At 69.1% G+C, this 13,364-nt stretch carries 14 protein-coding genes and 1 pseudogene; 11 read left to right on the top strand and 4 right to left on the bottom strand.

Annotated features, from left to right (window positions below; translation table 11 throughout):
• The first annotated feature begins 51 nt into the window (after positions 1-51).
• The 5 genes from ACK4TT_RS15760 to ACK4TT_RS15740 all read left to right on the top strand — a co-directional run bounded on the left by ACK4TT_RS15760 (position 52) and on the right by ACK4TT_RS15740 (position 5,246).
• Positions 52-345 (top strand): type II toxin-antitoxin system prevent-host-death family antitoxin, encoded by a 294-nt coding sequence (locus tag ACK4TT_RS15760; RefSeq protein ID WP_410213376.1) that lies wholly within the window; start codon positions 52-54, stop codon positions 343-345.
• On the top strand, positions 317-757 hold the full coding sequence (locus tag ACK4TT_RS15755) for a hypothetical protein (protein ID WP_409636108.1): 441 nt from the start codon (positions 317-319) through the stop codon (positions 755-757). Before ACK4TT_RS15760 ends, ACK4TT_RS15755 begins: the two co-directional genes overlap by 29 nt.
• A 100-nt stretch (positions 758-857) precedes the next feature.
• Positions 858-2,372: a spinster family MFS transporter gene (locus ACK4TT_RS15750; protein ID WP_409636105.1), complete on the top strand. Its 1,515-nt coding sequence runs from the start codon at positions 858-860 to the stop codon at positions 2,370-2,372.
• A gap of 95 nt (positions 2,373-2,467) precedes the next feature.
• Positions 2,468-3,769 carry an adenylosuccinate lyase gene (purB, locus tag ACK4TT_RS15745; RefSeq protein ID WP_409636102.1) on the top strand — a complete coding sequence of 434 codons (1,302 nt, stop codon included), beginning with the start codon at positions 2,468-2,470 and terminating at the stop codon, positions 3,767-3,769.
• 58 nt (positions 3,770-3,827) lie between these two features.
• Positions 3,828-5,246, top strand: a complete 1,419-nt coding sequence (locus tag ACK4TT_RS15740; RefSeq protein WP_409636099.1) for a coniferyl aldehyde dehydrogenase — start codon at positions 3,828-3,830, stop codon at positions 5,244-5,246.
• Positions 5,247-5,316: 70 nt separating this feature from the next.
• On the opposite strand, the gene ACK4TT_RS15735 is transcribed toward ACK4TT_RS15740, so the two are convergent.
• The gene (locus tag ACK4TT_RS15735) at positions 5,317-5,640 is read right to left on the bottom strand and encodes a DUF1476 domain-containing protein (protein WP_409636096.1); all 324 of its coding nucleotides are present in this window, start codon (positions 5,638-5,640) and stop codon (positions 5,317-5,319) included.
• A 232-nt stretch (positions 5,641-5,872) separates the two neighbouring features.
• Between ACK4TT_RS15735 and purC the strand changes: the two genes are divergently transcribed.
• From purC to purQ, 4 genes are read left to right on the top strand one after another with little or no spacing between them, the layout of a single operon-like run.
• Positions 5,873-6,628, top strand: a complete 756-nt coding sequence (purC, locus tag ACK4TT_RS15730; protein ID WP_409636093.1) for a phosphoribosylaminoimidazolesuccinocarboxamide synthase — start codon at positions 5,873-5,875, stop codon at positions 6,626-6,628.
• Positions 6,628-6,867, top strand: a complete 240-nt coding sequence (gene purS / locus ACK4TT_RS15725; RefSeq protein ID WP_409636090.1) for a phosphoribosylformylglycinamidine synthase subunit PurS — start codon at positions 6,628-6,630, stop codon at positions 6,865-6,867. Before purC ends, purS begins: the two co-directional genes overlap by 1 nt.
• The gene (locus ACK4TT_RS15720) at positions 6,864-7,247 is read left to right on the top strand and encodes a hypothetical protein (RefSeq protein ID WP_409636087.1); all 384 of its coding nucleotides are present in this window, start codon (positions 6,864-6,866) and stop codon (positions 7,245-7,247) included. Before purS ends, ACK4TT_RS15720 begins: the two co-directional genes overlap by 4 nt.
• A gap of 43 nt (positions 7,248-7,290) precedes the next feature.
• Positions 7,291-7,956: a phosphoribosylformylglycinamidine synthase subunit PurQ gene (gene purQ / locus ACK4TT_RS15715; RefSeq protein ID WP_409636084.1), complete on the top strand. Its 666-nt coding sequence runs from the start codon at positions 7,291-7,293 to the stop codon at positions 7,954-7,956.
• Here the strand turns inward: purQ and ACK4TT_RS15710 are convergent.
• A complete protein-coding gene (locus ACK4TT_RS15710) occupies positions 7,953-9,728 on the bottom strand; it encodes a DUF885 domain-containing protein (RefSeq protein ID WP_409636081.1) in 1,776 nt (591 codons plus the stop codon). The genes purQ and ACK4TT_RS15710 overlap by 4 nt on opposite strands.
• Before the next feature lie 113 nt (positions 9,729-9,841).
• Here ACK4TT_RS15710 and ACK4TT_RS15705 point away from each other — a divergent pair, with 113 nt between their 5' ends.
• Complete coding sequence (locus ACK4TT_RS15705) at positions 9,842-11,773, top strand: CocE/NonD family hydrolase (protein ID WP_409636078.1); 1,932 nt, start codon at positions 9,842-9,844, stop codon at positions 11,771-11,773.
• Positions 11,774-11,800: 27 nt separating this feature from the next.
• Here ACK4TT_RS15705 and ACK4TT_RS15700 read toward each other — a convergent pair whose 3' ends face one another.
• On the bottom strand, positions 11,801-12,328 hold the full coding sequence (locus ACK4TT_RS15700; protein WP_409636075.1) for a hypothetical protein: 528 nt from the start codon (positions 12,326-12,328) through the stop codon (positions 11,801-11,803).
• A 149-nt stretch (positions 12,329-12,477) separates the two neighbouring features.
• On the opposite strand from ACK4TT_RS15700, the gene ACK4TT_RS15695 reads away from it, so the two are divergent.
• Complete coding sequence (locus ACK4TT_RS15695) at positions 12,478-13,059, top strand: hypothetical protein (RefSeq protein ID WP_409636073.1); 582 nt, start codon at positions 12,478-12,480, stop codon at positions 13,057-13,059.
• On the opposite strand, the pseudogene ACK4TT_RS15690 reads toward ACK4TT_RS15695, so the two are convergent.
• Positions 13,001-13,249, bottom strand: a pseudogene (locus tag ACK4TT_RS15690) (2OG-Fe(II) oxygenase family protein); the annotation flags it as partial. The gene ACK4TT_RS15695 and the pseudogene ACK4TT_RS15690 sit on opposite strands and share 59 nt — an antisense overlap.
• Positions 13,250-13,364: the final 115 nt, after the last annotated feature.

The raw sequence follows: 13,364 nt of genomic DNA, 5'->3' as shown, positions 1-13,364 counted from the left end.
TGACCGAGGGGTCGGCTTGGATTTGACCGGGCTACCGGAGGGTAATTCATCGTGTCCACCGTAACGAACCCTGGCGTCCGCACCGTCACCTCCAAGGAGGCGCACCGGAATTGGAAACTGGTCACCGACAAGGCGCTCCGCGCTCCCGTCGTGATCACGGCCCACGGCCGGCCGCGCCACGTCCTCCTCGCCTACGAGGACTACGAGCGCCTGCGCCGGGAGACGCGGCAGGCCTACCGGACGGGCGAGCTGCCGCCGGACCTGGCCCAGGACGTCCTGAGCGGCATGGACGAGCTCGCCGCGCCGCGGGGCCGCGATGACGGGGACGCCATCATCGACGGATGACGCGCCGGAGCGGCTGCCCGAACCGGGTGACGTCATCGAATTTTCCTTCCTCTGGAGCCACGAGCAGGCCCAGGGCCTGGTCGAGGGTGTGAAGGATCGCCGCTGCGTGGTGATCCGCGTCCTGCCGGGTCCGCGCATCGTCGTCCTGCCGATCACCGGCACGGAGCCCGACCACCACGCCAAGATCCCGCTCGCGCCGGGAACCTTCGGCCTGACGCGGCCAAGCTGGATCGTCACCTCCGAACTCAACGTGTCGGATTGGCCGGGCTACGACCTTCGTCCCGCCAAGTCGCCTAAAGGCGCCTTCTGGCGCTACGGCCGGTTGTCGGACGCGCTTCGCGCGAAGGTGGCCGCCGCCGTGGCCGGGCACGTCAAGGCCGGCCGCGCGCACATGACGAGCCGCCGCGGATAGCTCTTCCCCTCCGCCGCCTCCGCCGCCTAACCTCTCCCCCCAACGACAACCGCCGCGCCACGACGGCGGGGACGCACGAAGGGAAGGACACGCACACGCCATGGCCACGTCGAAGGCTCACGCCCCGCCCGGGCCGCCGCGCGCCGCCTCCGGGGCCGCCGCCCCCCACTTTTCCGCCCCCTACCGCAACGCGGTGCTGGGCCTTCTCGTCATCGCCTACACGTTCAACTTCGTCGACCGGACGATCATCTCGACCATCGGCCAGGCCATCAAGGTCGACCTGAAGCTCACCGACCAGCAGCTCGGCTGGCTGGGCGGGCTGTCGTTCGCCCTGCTCTACACGGCGCTCGGCATCCCCATCGCCCGCCTGGCCGAGCGGCGCAGCCGGGTGAACATCATCTCGATCGCCATCGTCGTCTGGTCGGGCTTCACGGCGCTGTGCGGCCTGGCGACCAGCTACCTCCAGCTCCTGCTGTTCCGCGTGGGCGTGGGCGTGGGCGAGGCGGGCCTGTCGCCGCCGGCCCACAGCCTGATCTCCGACTACTACGAGCCCAAGGCGCGGGCCTCGGCCCTGTCGATCTACTCCCTGGGCATTCCGCTCGGCACCATGTTCGGCGCCATCGCCGGCGGCTGGATCGCCCAGAACGTGAGCTGGCAGGCGGCCTTCATGCTGGTGGGCCTGCCGGGCGTGCTGATCGCGTTGGCCATCAAGCTCTTCGTCAAGGAGCCGCCGCGCGGCTGGGCCGACGCCCGGCTGGCGGAAGCCGTCGAGACCCCCGGCGCCCTGGGCCGCGAGGCCTCCGAGGCCGGCGCCCCCAACCCGCCGCTCTCGTCGGCGCAGGCCGTGAAGCCGCCCTCGATCCTGGCGGTGAGCAGGCGCCTGTTCGGCTCGTGGGGCCTCTTCCACATGGGCGCCGGCATGACCATGGCCAGCTTCGCCGGCTACGGCTCGGGCGCCTTCGCGCCTCCCTACTTCATCCGCCAGTTCGGGATGGACCTGGCCACCGTCGGCCTGATCGTGGGCCTGGTGGCGGGGGTGGCCAACGGGGCCGGCACCCTGATGGGCGGCTTCCTCACCGACTGGGCGTCCAGGCGCAGCGCCCGCTGGTACGCCCTGGTCCCGGCCATCGGCCTGCTGATCGCCACGCCGCTCTACGTGGTCGCCTTCACCGCCGCCGACTGGCGGGTGACGGTGGCGATCTGGATGGTCGCCGGCCTGCTCCACTACACCTACTTGGGCCCGACCTTCGGGGTGGTGCAGAACGCCATGAGCGTCCAGATGCGGGCCACCGCCGTGGCCATGCTGCTGTTCGTGGTGAACCTGATCGCGCTGGGCTTCGGCCCGCCCTTCACCGGCTGGCTGGTGGACCTGCTGGCCCAGCATGCGTGGGCCGGCGCCGGCGGCGCGGGGACCTTCACCGCCGCCTGCCCGGGCGGCGTCGGGCCCGAGGGCGCGGCGGCCGGCGTCGACATGGCCTGCAAGGCGGCGATGGCGAAGGGCACCCAGGGCGGCGTGGTCGGCACGGCCCTGATCTACGCCTGGGCCGGAATCCACTACCTGCTGGCCGCCATCACGCTCCCGAAGGACATCGCGAGGGCCCGCGAAGCTCAATAGAAACCCGTCATCCCGGCCGACGGAGCGGCGGAGCCGCGCTGGCCGAGCCGGGACCGCTTGACTTTCAGGGCCGGGGGCGGCCACACGCTCGCCCCATGATCCCCCGTTACACCCGCAAGGAAGCCGCCGAGATCTGGGCGCCGCAGACGCGCTTCAAGATCATGTTCGAGATCGAGGCCCACGCCGCCGACAAGATGGCCGAGCTGGGCGTCATTCCGAAGGAGGCCGCGCGGGTCATCTGGGAGAAGGGCCGCGACGCGGTCTGGAACGCCGACCGCATCGACGAGATCGAGCGCGAGGTGAAGCACGACGTCATCGCCTTCCTCACCCACGTCACCGAGATCGTCGGCCCCGAGGCCCGCTTCCTGCACCAGGGGATGACGTCCTCCGACGTCAACGACACCACCCTGGCCGTGCAGCTCGTGCGCGCCACCGACCTCCTGCTCGAGGACGTGGACATGGTCCTGGCGGCCCTGAAGCGGCGGGCCTTCGAGCACAAGCTGACGCCCACCGTCGGCCGCAGCCACGGCATCCACGCCGAACCCACCACCTTCGGCCTGAAGCTCGCCGGCCACTACGCCGAGTTCCAGCGCGCCAAGGAGCGCCTGGCCATGGCGAAGTTCGAGATCGCCACCTGCGCCATCTCGGGCGCGGTCGGCACCTTCGCCAACGTGGCCCCGGAAGTCGAAGCCTACGTGGCCGAGAAGATGGGCCTGGCCGTCGAGCCCGTCTCGACCCAGGTGATCCCGCGCGACCGACACGCCGCCTATTTCGCGGCGCTCGCCGTGGTGGCTAGCTCCATCGAGCGGCTGGCCATCGAGATCCGCCACCTGCAGCGCACCGAGGTGCTGGAGGCCGAGGAGTTCTTCGAGCAGGGCCAGAAGGGCAGCTCGGCCATGCCGCACAAGCGCAACCCGATCCTGACCGAGAACCTGACAGGCCTGGCCCGCCTGGTCCGCTCGGCGGTGACCCCGGCCCTGGAGAACGTCGCGCTGTGGCACGAGCGCGACATCAGCCACTCGTCCGTGGAGCGGGGCATCTGCCCTGACGCCACGGTCCACCTCGACTTCGCCCTGCGCCGCCTGGCCAACGTGGTCGACCGGCTGCTGGTCTACCCCGAGAACATGGCCAAGAACCTCGACCGCCTGGGCGGCCTGGTCCATTCGCAGCGCGTCCTGCTGGCCCTGACCCAGAAGGGCCTCAGCCGCGAGGCCAGCTACGCCGCGGTCCAGCGCAACGCCATGAGGGTGTGGCGCGGCGAAGGGAACTTCCTCGACTTCCTGAAGGCCGACCCCGAGGTCACGCTCTCGGACGCCGAGCTCGAGCAGCTCTTCGACCTGGGCTACCACTTCAAGCACGTGGACACGGTCTTCGCCCGGGTGTTCGGCCCGCAGTAGCCGTCCCTTGACCGCCCCTGCGTCATCCGGTGACGCTGGCGTCAGGGAGGACGGTTCAATGGACATGCAAGGCATACTGGCCCGCCAGAAGGCGGCCCACCTACGCGACGGCGCGCCCTCGGCCGAGGAGCGGATCAACCGCATCGACCGATGCATCACGCTGCTGATCGAGAACCGCCGGGCCATCGAGGACGCGCTCAACCAGGACTTCGGCTCCCGGTCGCGCGAGGCCACGGCCTTCACCGACGTCGCGGGCTCGATCGGCCCGCTGAAGCACGCCAAGGCCCACCTGCGGAAGTGGATGCGGCCGGAGAAGCGCAAGACCACGCCCGCCATCCTGGGCCTCTTCGGCGCCAAGGCCGAGGTCCGCTACCAGCCCAAGGGCGTCGTGGGCGTGATCAGCCCCTGGAACTTCCCGGTGAACCTCACCTTCGCCCCCCTGGCCGGCATCCTGGCCGCCGGCAACCGCGCGATGATCAAGCCGTCGGAGTTCACGCCGGCGACCTCCGAGCTGATGAAGACCATGTTCGGTTCGGCCTTCTCCGAGGAGGAGATCGCGGTCGTCACGGGCGGGCCGGAGGTGGGCGAGGCGTTCTCCCGCCTGCCCTTCGACCACATCATCTTCACCGGGGCGACCAGCATCGCGCGTCACGTCATGCGCGCCGCGGCCGAGAACCTGGTGCCGCTGACCCTGGAGCTGGGCGGCAAGAGCCCGGTGATCCTCGGCAAGTCGGCCGACCTGGATACGGCGGCCGCCCGGATCATGAACGGCAAGACGCTGAACGCCGGCCAGATCTGCCTGGCGCCCGACTACGTCCTGGCGCCCCACGACAAGATGGGAGGCTTCGTCGAAGCGGCCCGGGCGTCGGTCCGCCACATGTTCCCGACCATCAAGGACAACCCCGACTACACCTCGATCGTCGCCCAACGGCACTACGAGCGGATCATGGGCTACGTGGAGGACGCCAAGGCCAAGGGGGCCCGCGTGGTCGAGCTCAAGCCCGAGGGCGAGGACCTGACCCAGCAGGAGCACCGCAAGATCGCGCCGACCCTGATTCTCGATCCCACCGACGACATGAAGGTGATGCAGGAGGAGATCTTCGGCCCCGTCCTGCCGGTGAAGAGCTACCGCAGCGTCGACGAGGCCATCGCCTATGTGAACGGCAAGGACCGTCCGCTCGGCCTCTACTACTTCGGCAACGACGAGGCGGAGCGCGAGAAGGTGCTGTCCTCCACCACGCCCGGCGGCGTGACCGTGAACGACGTCATCATGCACGTGGCCCAGGAGGAGCTGCCCTTCGGCGGCATCGGCCCGGCGGGCATGGGCAGCTACCACGGCGTCGACGGCTTCCGGGAGTTCAGCCACCGCAAGGCGGTCTTCTCCCAGATCAGGAAGGACATCGGACCGCTGAAGGCGCTCCGCCCGCCCTACGGCCCGGCGATCCGCAAGTACCTGGACAGCCAGCTCAAGGCCTGAATCCGGCCCGGAAAAGCGAAGGGCGCGCCTTGCGGGCGCGCCCTTTGTGATTCGGCGGCGGTGATCGGCGTCAGTTGCCGGACTTCACGCTCTCGCGGGCCTGGGCCAGCAGTTCGGCCATCTTCATGCGGACCTCGCCCTCGGTGACCGCGACGCCCGAGCCCTTCAGGTCCTCGAACACCTTGCGCAGCACGTCCTCGTCGCCCGGCAGCTCGAAGTCCGACTTCACCACAGCCTTGGCGTATTCCTCGACGTGCTGGCCTTCCAGGCCCATCAGGCCGGCGGCCCACTGGCCCAACGCCTTGTTCCGACGCGCGTGAGCCTTGAACTCCTGCTCCTGGTCCAGGGCGAACTTCTTCTCAAAGCCCTGTTCGCGTTCGTCGAAGGTGGTCATCGGGTCCTAGGGGTCAGCTTACGAAGCGGGCGTTCCCATATCGCGGGCGGGGCGGCCCCGCAATCGAAACAGAGTCGCATGCGACAGGTTTGCGCGCGGGGGCCGCATCCGCTAATTTCACGGGGCCTGAATTGGGCGAGACCCCTGAGTCGGAGCCGCGCGCGAGAGATCAGCCGCGCGCTTTTTTCGTTTCCGCCGACCGGTAAGCCCTCGCTGTGGAGAAGGCTGTTCGATGACCCGCCGTAAGAAGATCTACGAGGGCAAGGCGAAGATCCTCTACGAAGGTCCGGAGCCCGGCACGCTGATCCAGTATTTCAAGGACGACACCACCGCCTTCGACGCCACGAAAAAGGCCGTCCTGGAGGGCAAGGGCGTCATCAACAATCGCATCAGCGAATACATCATGACCAAGCTGGCCTCGATCGGGGTCCAGAACCACTTCATCAAGCGGCTGAACCTGCGCGAGCAGCTCATCAAGGAAGTCGAGATCATCCCCCTTGAGGTGGTGTGCCGCAACGTGGCGGCCGGCTCGCTCTCCAAGCGCTTCGGCATCCCCGAGGGCCAGCCCCTGCCCCGCTCGATCATCGAGTTCTACCTGAAGGACGACAAGCTCCACGACCCGATGGTGGCCGAGGAGCACATCACCGCCTTCAACTGGGCCTCGACCCAGGAGATCGACGACATGATGGCGCTCACCCTCAGGGTGAACGACTTCCTGACCGGCATGTTCGGCGCGGTCGGCATCACCCTGATCGACTTCAAGATCGAGTTCGGCCGCGTGTGGGAGAACGACTTCGCCCGCATCATCCTGGCGGACGAGATCAGCCCCGACAGCTGCCGGCTGTGGGATTCCCAGACCAACGAGAAGCTGGACAAGGACCGCTTCCGCCGCGACCTGGGCAACGTCATCGAGAGCTACACCGAGGTGGCTCGCCGCCTGGGCATCATGAAAGAGATGCCGACCGTCATCCAAGGGGGCCTGCACTAGTGCGCGCGAAGGTTCATGTGTTCCTGAAGCCCGGCGTCCTCGACGTGCAGGGCAAGGCCGTAGAACAGGCGCTCCACGGCCTGGGCTGGGGCGGCGTCGAGCACGTCCGCGTCGGCAAGACCATCGAGTTCGACCTGAAGGCGTCGGACGCACAGGCCGCCGAGGCCGAGGTCAAGGCCATGTGCGAGAAGCTGCTCGCCAACACCGTCATCGAAAGCTACCGCGTGGAGGTGGCGTGAGGCCGGCGGCGGGAGCCCTCGCGGCCCTCGCCCTCTTCCCGCCCCTCCTCTGGGCCTGCGCGCCCAAGGCGGAGGCCCCGCCCGCCTACCTGACCCTCGACTGCGCCCAGCCGTTCGAAGCGCAGAAGGCCGCGATCACGGCCCAGCCGCTGAACGCTGCGCCCGGCGACCCGGCCGAGCCCTACAGCTTCTATTCCAGCCCCGACGGCAAGACCTCGTACCTGATCACCGAACCGGGCGCGCCCGGCCACCCGGCGATCATGATGCAGCAGGCCAGGGGCGGCGAGGTCATCACCACCGGCTGTCCGTACGGCGACAAGGCCCGCTACGACGATCTCCACGCCTATCTCGACGGCCTCAAGCACTGGCGGCGCAAATGAGCGCGCTTGACGCGAGGCCCCGGCTCAACCACCTGAGGCGCCCATGACCAAAGCCGCCGTCATCGTCTTCCCCGGTTCCAACTGCGACCGCGACTGCAAGGTCGCCGTCGAGCGCTCCACGGGCGCGAAGGTGGAGATGGTCTGGCACGGGGACACCGCGCTCCCGGCCGGCGTGGACCTGATCGTCCTGCCCGGCGGCTTCTCCTATGGCGACTACCTGCGCTGCGGCGCCATGGCGGCGCTGTCCCCGATCATGCCCGAGGTGAAGGCCGCCGCCGAACGCGGCGTGGCGACCGTGGGCATCTGCAACGGCTTCCAGGTGCTGTGCGAGGCGGGCCTCCTGCCCGGCGCCCTGCTGCGCAACGAGAAGCTCAAGTACGTCTGCAAGCCGGTGGAGCTGGAGGTGGTCAATTCCCAGACCCGTTTCACCGCCGGCTACCAGGGCCGCCGTCAGGCGGTGATGACGGTCGGCAACGGCGAGGGCAACTTTTTCGCCGACGAGGCCACGCTGGACCGCCTGGAGGGCGAGGGCCAGGTGGTGTTCCGCTATATGGACAACCCGAACGGCTCGGCCCGCGACATCGCCGGCATCGTCAACGCCCGCGGCAACGTGCTGGGCCTGATGCCCCACCCCGACCGGGCCTTCGAGGCCGAGCTGGGCTCGGCCGACGGCGCCATCCTCTTCCAGAGCGCCCTCGCCAGCGCTTAGGGCGCGGCGGCCTTCTGGAACTTCACCGGCATCGGGTCGCGCCCGCCCTCGGCGATGAAGCGGTCGATGCGGGCCTCCAGGACCGGCAGCGGGACCGACCCCATCGAGAGCACCGTGTCGTGGAAGGCGCGGATGTCGAACTTCGGCCCCAGCGCCGCCTCGGCCTTGGCCCGCAGGTCGCGAATGGCCAGCATGCCCAGGTAGTAGCTGACCGCCTGGCCGGGCCAGGAGATGTAGCGGTCGACCTCGATCTCGATGTCGTGGTCCGACAGCGCCGTGTTGTCGTGCAGAAAGGCGATCGCCTGCTCGCGCGTCCAGCCCTTGTGGTGCAGGCCGGTGTCGACCACCAGGCGGGCGGCGCGCCACATCTGGAACGTCAGCATGCCGAAACGGTCGTAGGGCGTGTCGTAGAGGCCCATCTCGACGCCCAGGGTCTCGCAGTAGAGCGCCCAGCCCTCGCCATAGGCCGAGATGTAGACGTAGCGCCGGAAGTCGGGCAGCGCCTCCTGCTCCTCGGCCAGAGCCCCCTGGAACGAATGCCCCGGCGCCGACTCGTGCAGGGTGAGCGCCGTCATGTTGAACAGCGGCCGCGACGGCAGGTCGTAGGTGTTGATCAGATAGCTGCGCGACCCACCCCGGGCGCTCGTGTAGAACGGCGCGATGTCGGCCGGCACCGGCTCGATCGTGAAGCGGCCGCGCGGCAGCCAGCCGAAGAAGCTCGACAGCTTCCCGTCCACCCGCTTGGCGATCCAGGCGCCCTTGCTGAGCAGCTCCTCGGGCGTCTTGGCGTAGAATTTCGGGTCGGTGCGCAGATAGGTCAGGAAGGCCGGGAAGTCGCCCTGGAAGCCGGTCTCCTTCATGACCTCCTCCATCTGGGCCCGGATCTTGGCCACCTCGGAAAGGCCCAGTTGGTGGATGGCCTCGGGCTCCATGTCGAGCGTCGAGAACTCCTTGATCTGGGCCCGGTAGTAGGCGGGACCGTCCGGAAGGCTCTCGGCGGCGAGGACCTGGGTGGTGTTCGGGATGTATTCCTGACGCAGGAAGGTCAGCAGGCGGCCGTAGGCGGGCTTCACCTGGCGCTCGATAACCTGCTTGGCCTCGGCCTTCAGGGCCGCCTGCTCGGCCGCCGGGATCGACGACGGCATGGCGGCGAACGGCTGCCAGAAGAGCGTGCTCTCAGCGTCCTTGGCGTCCGCCGTCGCGCTGACCGAGACCTCGCGCCCGACCAAGGTGGCTCTGGGCGGCGTGAACCCGCGCTTCAGGCCCGCCCGCATGTTCTCGGTCTGCTCCGAGAAGTAACGGGGGATGTCCTTCATCTGGGCGATGTAGTCGCGGTAGTCCTGGGCGTCGTGGAAGGGACGGCGGGCCGTGTAGTTGAAGCTCGACCAGAACGAGGAGTCCGAGTTGAACGGCTTCTCGTACTCGCGGAATTTCTGCTGCGCGATACGGACGTCGATCTGGTCCCTGTAGACGTCGTAGTCGACCTGGGCCTCGGGGGAAAGCTGGTCGCGCGGGATGGCGTCGAGCTGACGGCGCACCTCCTGCCAGTAGGCCAGCCGCCGGGCCTGGGACGCGGCGTCCACCCGCGGGAGATAGGGCGCTAGACGACGGCTGTCGGGATCGTCGGGGTGGGCCAGTTCCTTTTGCCGCCACGCCCATTCGGTCGTGTAGAGCGCCTTGAACTGGGCGTCGGCCCTGGCCGGCTGGGCCATCGCTCCCGTCGCCAGCACCAGGCTCGCCAGCACGGCGCCGGCCACGATCCTAACCCACATCACCCGTCCCCCTCGCCGTTTACGATGGCAGAGACACCGCAACGGGCGGCGATGGCAAGCCGGATGGTGGGCCCTCCCTTGCGCCCGGGCGCCGGCCCGCTAGGGTCAGGCCCATGCTCAAGCCAGCCCTCATCGCGGCCTGCGCCGCGCTCGCCGTCTCCGTCACGCCGGTCCAGGCGCAGACGCCGCCACAGGCCACCCCGCCCATGACGCCGGACATCCCGGCCAAGTTCACACCGCCCACCGCGACCTACGACTACGAGAAGCGCGAGGCGATGATCCCCATGCGGGACGGGACGCGCCTCTACACGGTGCTGATCATCCCCAAGGGAGCCAAGGACGCGCCGATCCTGCTGACGCGCACGCCCTACAACGCGTCCAAGGCGGTCTCGCGCTTCGCCTCGCCGCATGCGACCGCCACCGCGACCCAGATGGACGAGCCCTTCCTCGAGGACGGCTACATCCGCGCCTACCAGGACGTCCGCGGCAAGTACAAGTCCGAGGGCGACTACGTGCTCACGCGGCCGCTCAAGGGGCCGCTGAACGCCACCGACGTCGACCACTCCACCGACGCCTACGACACCATCGACTGGCTGGTGAAGAACACGCCGGAGACCAACGGCCGGGTCGGCATGATCGGCTCGTCCTACCCCGGCTTCACCACCGCCATGGCGCTCATCAACCCGCACCCGGCGCTGAAGGCCGCCGTGCCCCAGAGCCCGATGGTGGACGGCTGGATGGGCGACGACTGGTTCCAGAACGGCGCCTTCCGGCAGGTGAACTTCGACTGGTTCACCAGCCAGATGACCGTGAAGGGCGAAGGCGACGACATCCCGCGCCAGGCCTTCGACGACTACGACAACTTCCTGCGCGCGGGCTCGGCCGGGGCGTTCGCCAAGGCCGCCGGGCTCGACCAGATCCCCGCCTGGCGTAAGGTCAGCGAGCATCCGGCCTACGACTGGTTCTGGCGGAACCAGGCGCTCGACAAGATCCTCGCCAACCAGCCGCTGAAGGTGCCGACGCTGTGGGTCGGGTCGCTGTTCGACCAGGAGGACATCTACGGCGCCATCCACGCCTACGAGGCCACCGAGCCCAAGGACGGCGCCAACGACATGAACTTCCTGGCGCTGGGCGCCTGGCGCCATTCCGGCGTCAACTACGAGCAGCGCCAGCTCGGCCTCGTGAAGCTGCCCGGCGACACCGCCACCGAGTTCCGCGTGAAGGTCCTGAAGCCGTTCCTGGACCAGCACCTGAAGACGGGCGCGCCCAAGGCGGACATCCCGCCGGTGACGATCTTCGAGACCGGCACCATGACGTGGAAGAGCTACCCGAAGTGGCCGCTCGCCTGCGAAAGCGGCTGCGCCTCGACGATGAAGCCGCTCTACCTCCAGCCGGGCCTCGGCCTGTCGTTCGACAAGCCGGCCGGCGGCGCGGCCTTCGACGAATACGTCTCCGATCCAGCCAAGCCCGTGCCCTACGTGCGCCGCCCGGTGCGCTGGGACGATCCCGACCAGTGGCGCTACTGGCTGACCTCGGACCAACGCCACGTGGACGGCCGCCCCGACGTCCTGACCTACGTCACCCCACCGCTGACCGAACCCATGCAGGTCTCGGGCTCGCCCTGGGTGAACCTGTTCGCCTCGACCACCGGGACCGACTCGGACTGGGTGGTGAAGCTGATCGACGTCTACCCGGACGTGGTCCCATCGGACGTCCAGATGGGCGGCTACGAGTTCCCGGTGGCGATCGAGATCTTCCGCGGCCGCTATCGCGAATCCTACGAGAAGCCGTCGCCGATCCCCGCGGGCAAGGTCCAGAAGTACCGCTTCGAGCTGCCGCCGGTGAACCACGTGTTCCAGCCGGGCCACCGGATCATGGTGCAGGTTCAGTCCACGCTGTTCCCGCTCTACGACCGCAACCCTCAGACCTATGTGGACAACATCTTCTTCGCCAAGCCCGAGGACTACCGGAAGGCCACCCAGCGCATCTGGCATGCGGGCGCCAGCGCCTCGGCCATCGAGCTGCCGGTCGTCTCGGCGAAGTAGCGGGACGCGCCCCTCGCCGGAGGGGCGCTATTCCCCGCGCTTGGCCCGCACGCCGCGCGCCTCGCCCACCTTCATCATATAGCTGCCGAGGGCCGCCTTGCGGATCTCGACCGGATCGCCGGGCTTGGGCCGGGGCGAAATGGTCTCGTTGTCGGTCTGGCGCCAGACTTGGCCCTCGGCCGTTTCGACGACCCACCGCCCCTCGCCGTTGCGATAGGCCTTGGCGACCTTGTCGGCGATGCTCTCCAGCGGACCCTGCGAGCCCGAAGCCTTGTCGAAGATCTGCAGCGACGGGAGGTTCAGGCCGAAGGCCCCGCGCTGGGCCGCCTGGGCCTCCTTGCGGCGGATGATGCTGATCTCGCCCGACCGCACCTGGCCGTTCAGCGCCGCATAGGCCGCATCATAGCAGGCCGCCTTCTGCGCCGGGTCGACGACCGCCGCGCACGCCGCCAGCCCGTCCAGCGCCGCGTCCGCGGACGCCTCCTGGGCGGTGGCCGCGCCGCCCACCGCCGCCGCCAGCGCCAGTCCCGCCGCGCCTGTCCCAAATGCCCGCATGTCCGCCTTCTCCAGCGCCTTCAGAGTCGCGGTCCAGATTACGCCCCGCGACGACAAGGCGCAGCTTGTTGCACGCTTGATGGACGACGTATCAATGTTACACGCCACATAAGGCTCGGACCTAATATCGTTACGTGAGATACTCCGCCGTGGGCAGATCCAGTGTCGTCGAATATGTCCAGGGCGAAGCCGCCGCGGCCTGGGTGCTGGATGCGATTCGCGAGGCGTCGCCGCCCCGCAGCCGCGTACTGAGCGCGGCCAAGCAGATCGCCGCGGTCGCCCTCTACCTCCACGCCGCGGGCTCGCTTTGCGAGGAAAGGGCCCTGCATGCGGCCGGCCGCGCCTACGCCCAGAAGCTGCGGCCCACGGCGGCTGCGCTGAAGAAGGCGGTCTCCGAGGCCCGCGCCATCCTGCAGTTCGGCCTCGAACCCGAACTGGCCGAGTCGCTGCGCGACGAGCTGCCGCTCGGACGCCTGGCGCGGATCGACGCCGCGCTGCGCGGCGTCAACCAGGCCCAGGTCACCCGAGCCCGGGCGGAGGCGCTGGCTGGCGGTCGGGGCGGCCGTCCCATCCAGCCGCCGAGGACCGCCTACGGCGAGGTGCTGAAGCTGCTCGACCTGGTGCGCGCCGGCGACCTGTCCGCCCGCGCCGAGCTCATGGCCATACAGGACCTCATGCGCCGGGCTCCGCCCCCCGCGCGTACGGCGGATCGTCGCGGAGCCAGCCAGTGATCATGTAGCGCGGCTCGGCCGCGTAGGGCGCCACCGGGGCCACCGAGTGGGCCATCGGCACCTTGAAAAGCGTCAGCACGTTGAAGCGCGGCGCGAACCCCCGCGTCACGTCTCCGGCCTCGTCGTGGAAGAGGAGCTGGCCGCCCCAGTCCGGGCGCCAGAACCGCGTGAGTCCGATGGTGTAGTGCGCATTCCAGTGATCGTGGGCGCTCATTCCACGCGATGGCGGGCGCCTATTCCACGTGATCGTGGGCGGCGCAGTCGGCCGACGTGGGCATGGAGTCAGGCGTTGGTCTGAGCGTCAA

It is taken from the genome of Phenylobacterium sp., assembly GCF_046463815.1.
Classification (GTDB): Bacteria; Pseudomonadota; Alphaproteobacteria; order Caulobacterales; family Caulobacteraceae; genus Phenylobacterium.
This window is presented reverse-complemented; position numbering and strand designations above follow the sequence as displayed.

Excerpts from the sequence above, each read along its gene's own strand:
- ACK4TT_RS15755 (WP_409636108.1), top strand. The coding sequence starts at position 317 with ATGACGGGGACGCCATCATCGACGGATGACGCGCCGGAGCGGCTGCCC.
- ACK4TT_RS15750 (WP_409636105.1), top strand. The coding sequence starts at position 858 with ATGGCCACGTCGAAGGCTCACGCCCCGCCCGGGCCGCCGCGCGCCGCC.
- purB (WP_409636102.1), top strand. The coding sequence starts at position 2,468 with ATGATCCCCCGTTACACCCGCAAGGAAGCCGCCGAGATCTGGGCGCCG.
- ACK4TT_RS15740 (WP_409636099.1), top strand. The coding sequence starts at position 3,828 with ATGGACATGCAAGGCATACTGGCCCGCCAGAAGGCGGCCCACCTACGC.
- ACK4TT_RS15735 (WP_409636096.1), bottom strand. The coding sequence starts at position 5,640 with ATGACCACCTTCGACGAACGCGAACAGGGCTTTGAGAAGAAGTTCGCC.
- purC (WP_409636093.1), top strand. The coding sequence starts at position 5,873 with ATGACCCGCCGTAAGAAGATCTACGAGGGCAAGGCGAAGATCCTCTAC.
- purQ (WP_409636084.1), top strand. The coding sequence starts at position 7,291 with ATGACCAAAGCCGCCGTCATCGTCTTCCCCGGTTCCAACTGCGACCGC.
- ACK4TT_RS15710 (WP_409636081.1), bottom strand. The coding sequence starts at position 9,728 with ATGTGGGTTAGGATCGTGGCCGGCGCCGTGCTGGCGAGCCTGGTGCTG.
- ACK4TT_RS15705 (WP_409636078.1), top strand. The coding sequence starts at position 9,842 with ATGCTCAAGCCAGCCCTCATCGCGGCCTGCGCCGCGCTCGCCGTCTCC.
- ACK4TT_RS15700 (WP_409636075.1), bottom strand. The coding sequence starts at position 12,328 with ATGCGGGCATTTGGGACAGGCGCGGCGGGACTGGCGCTGGCGGCGGCG.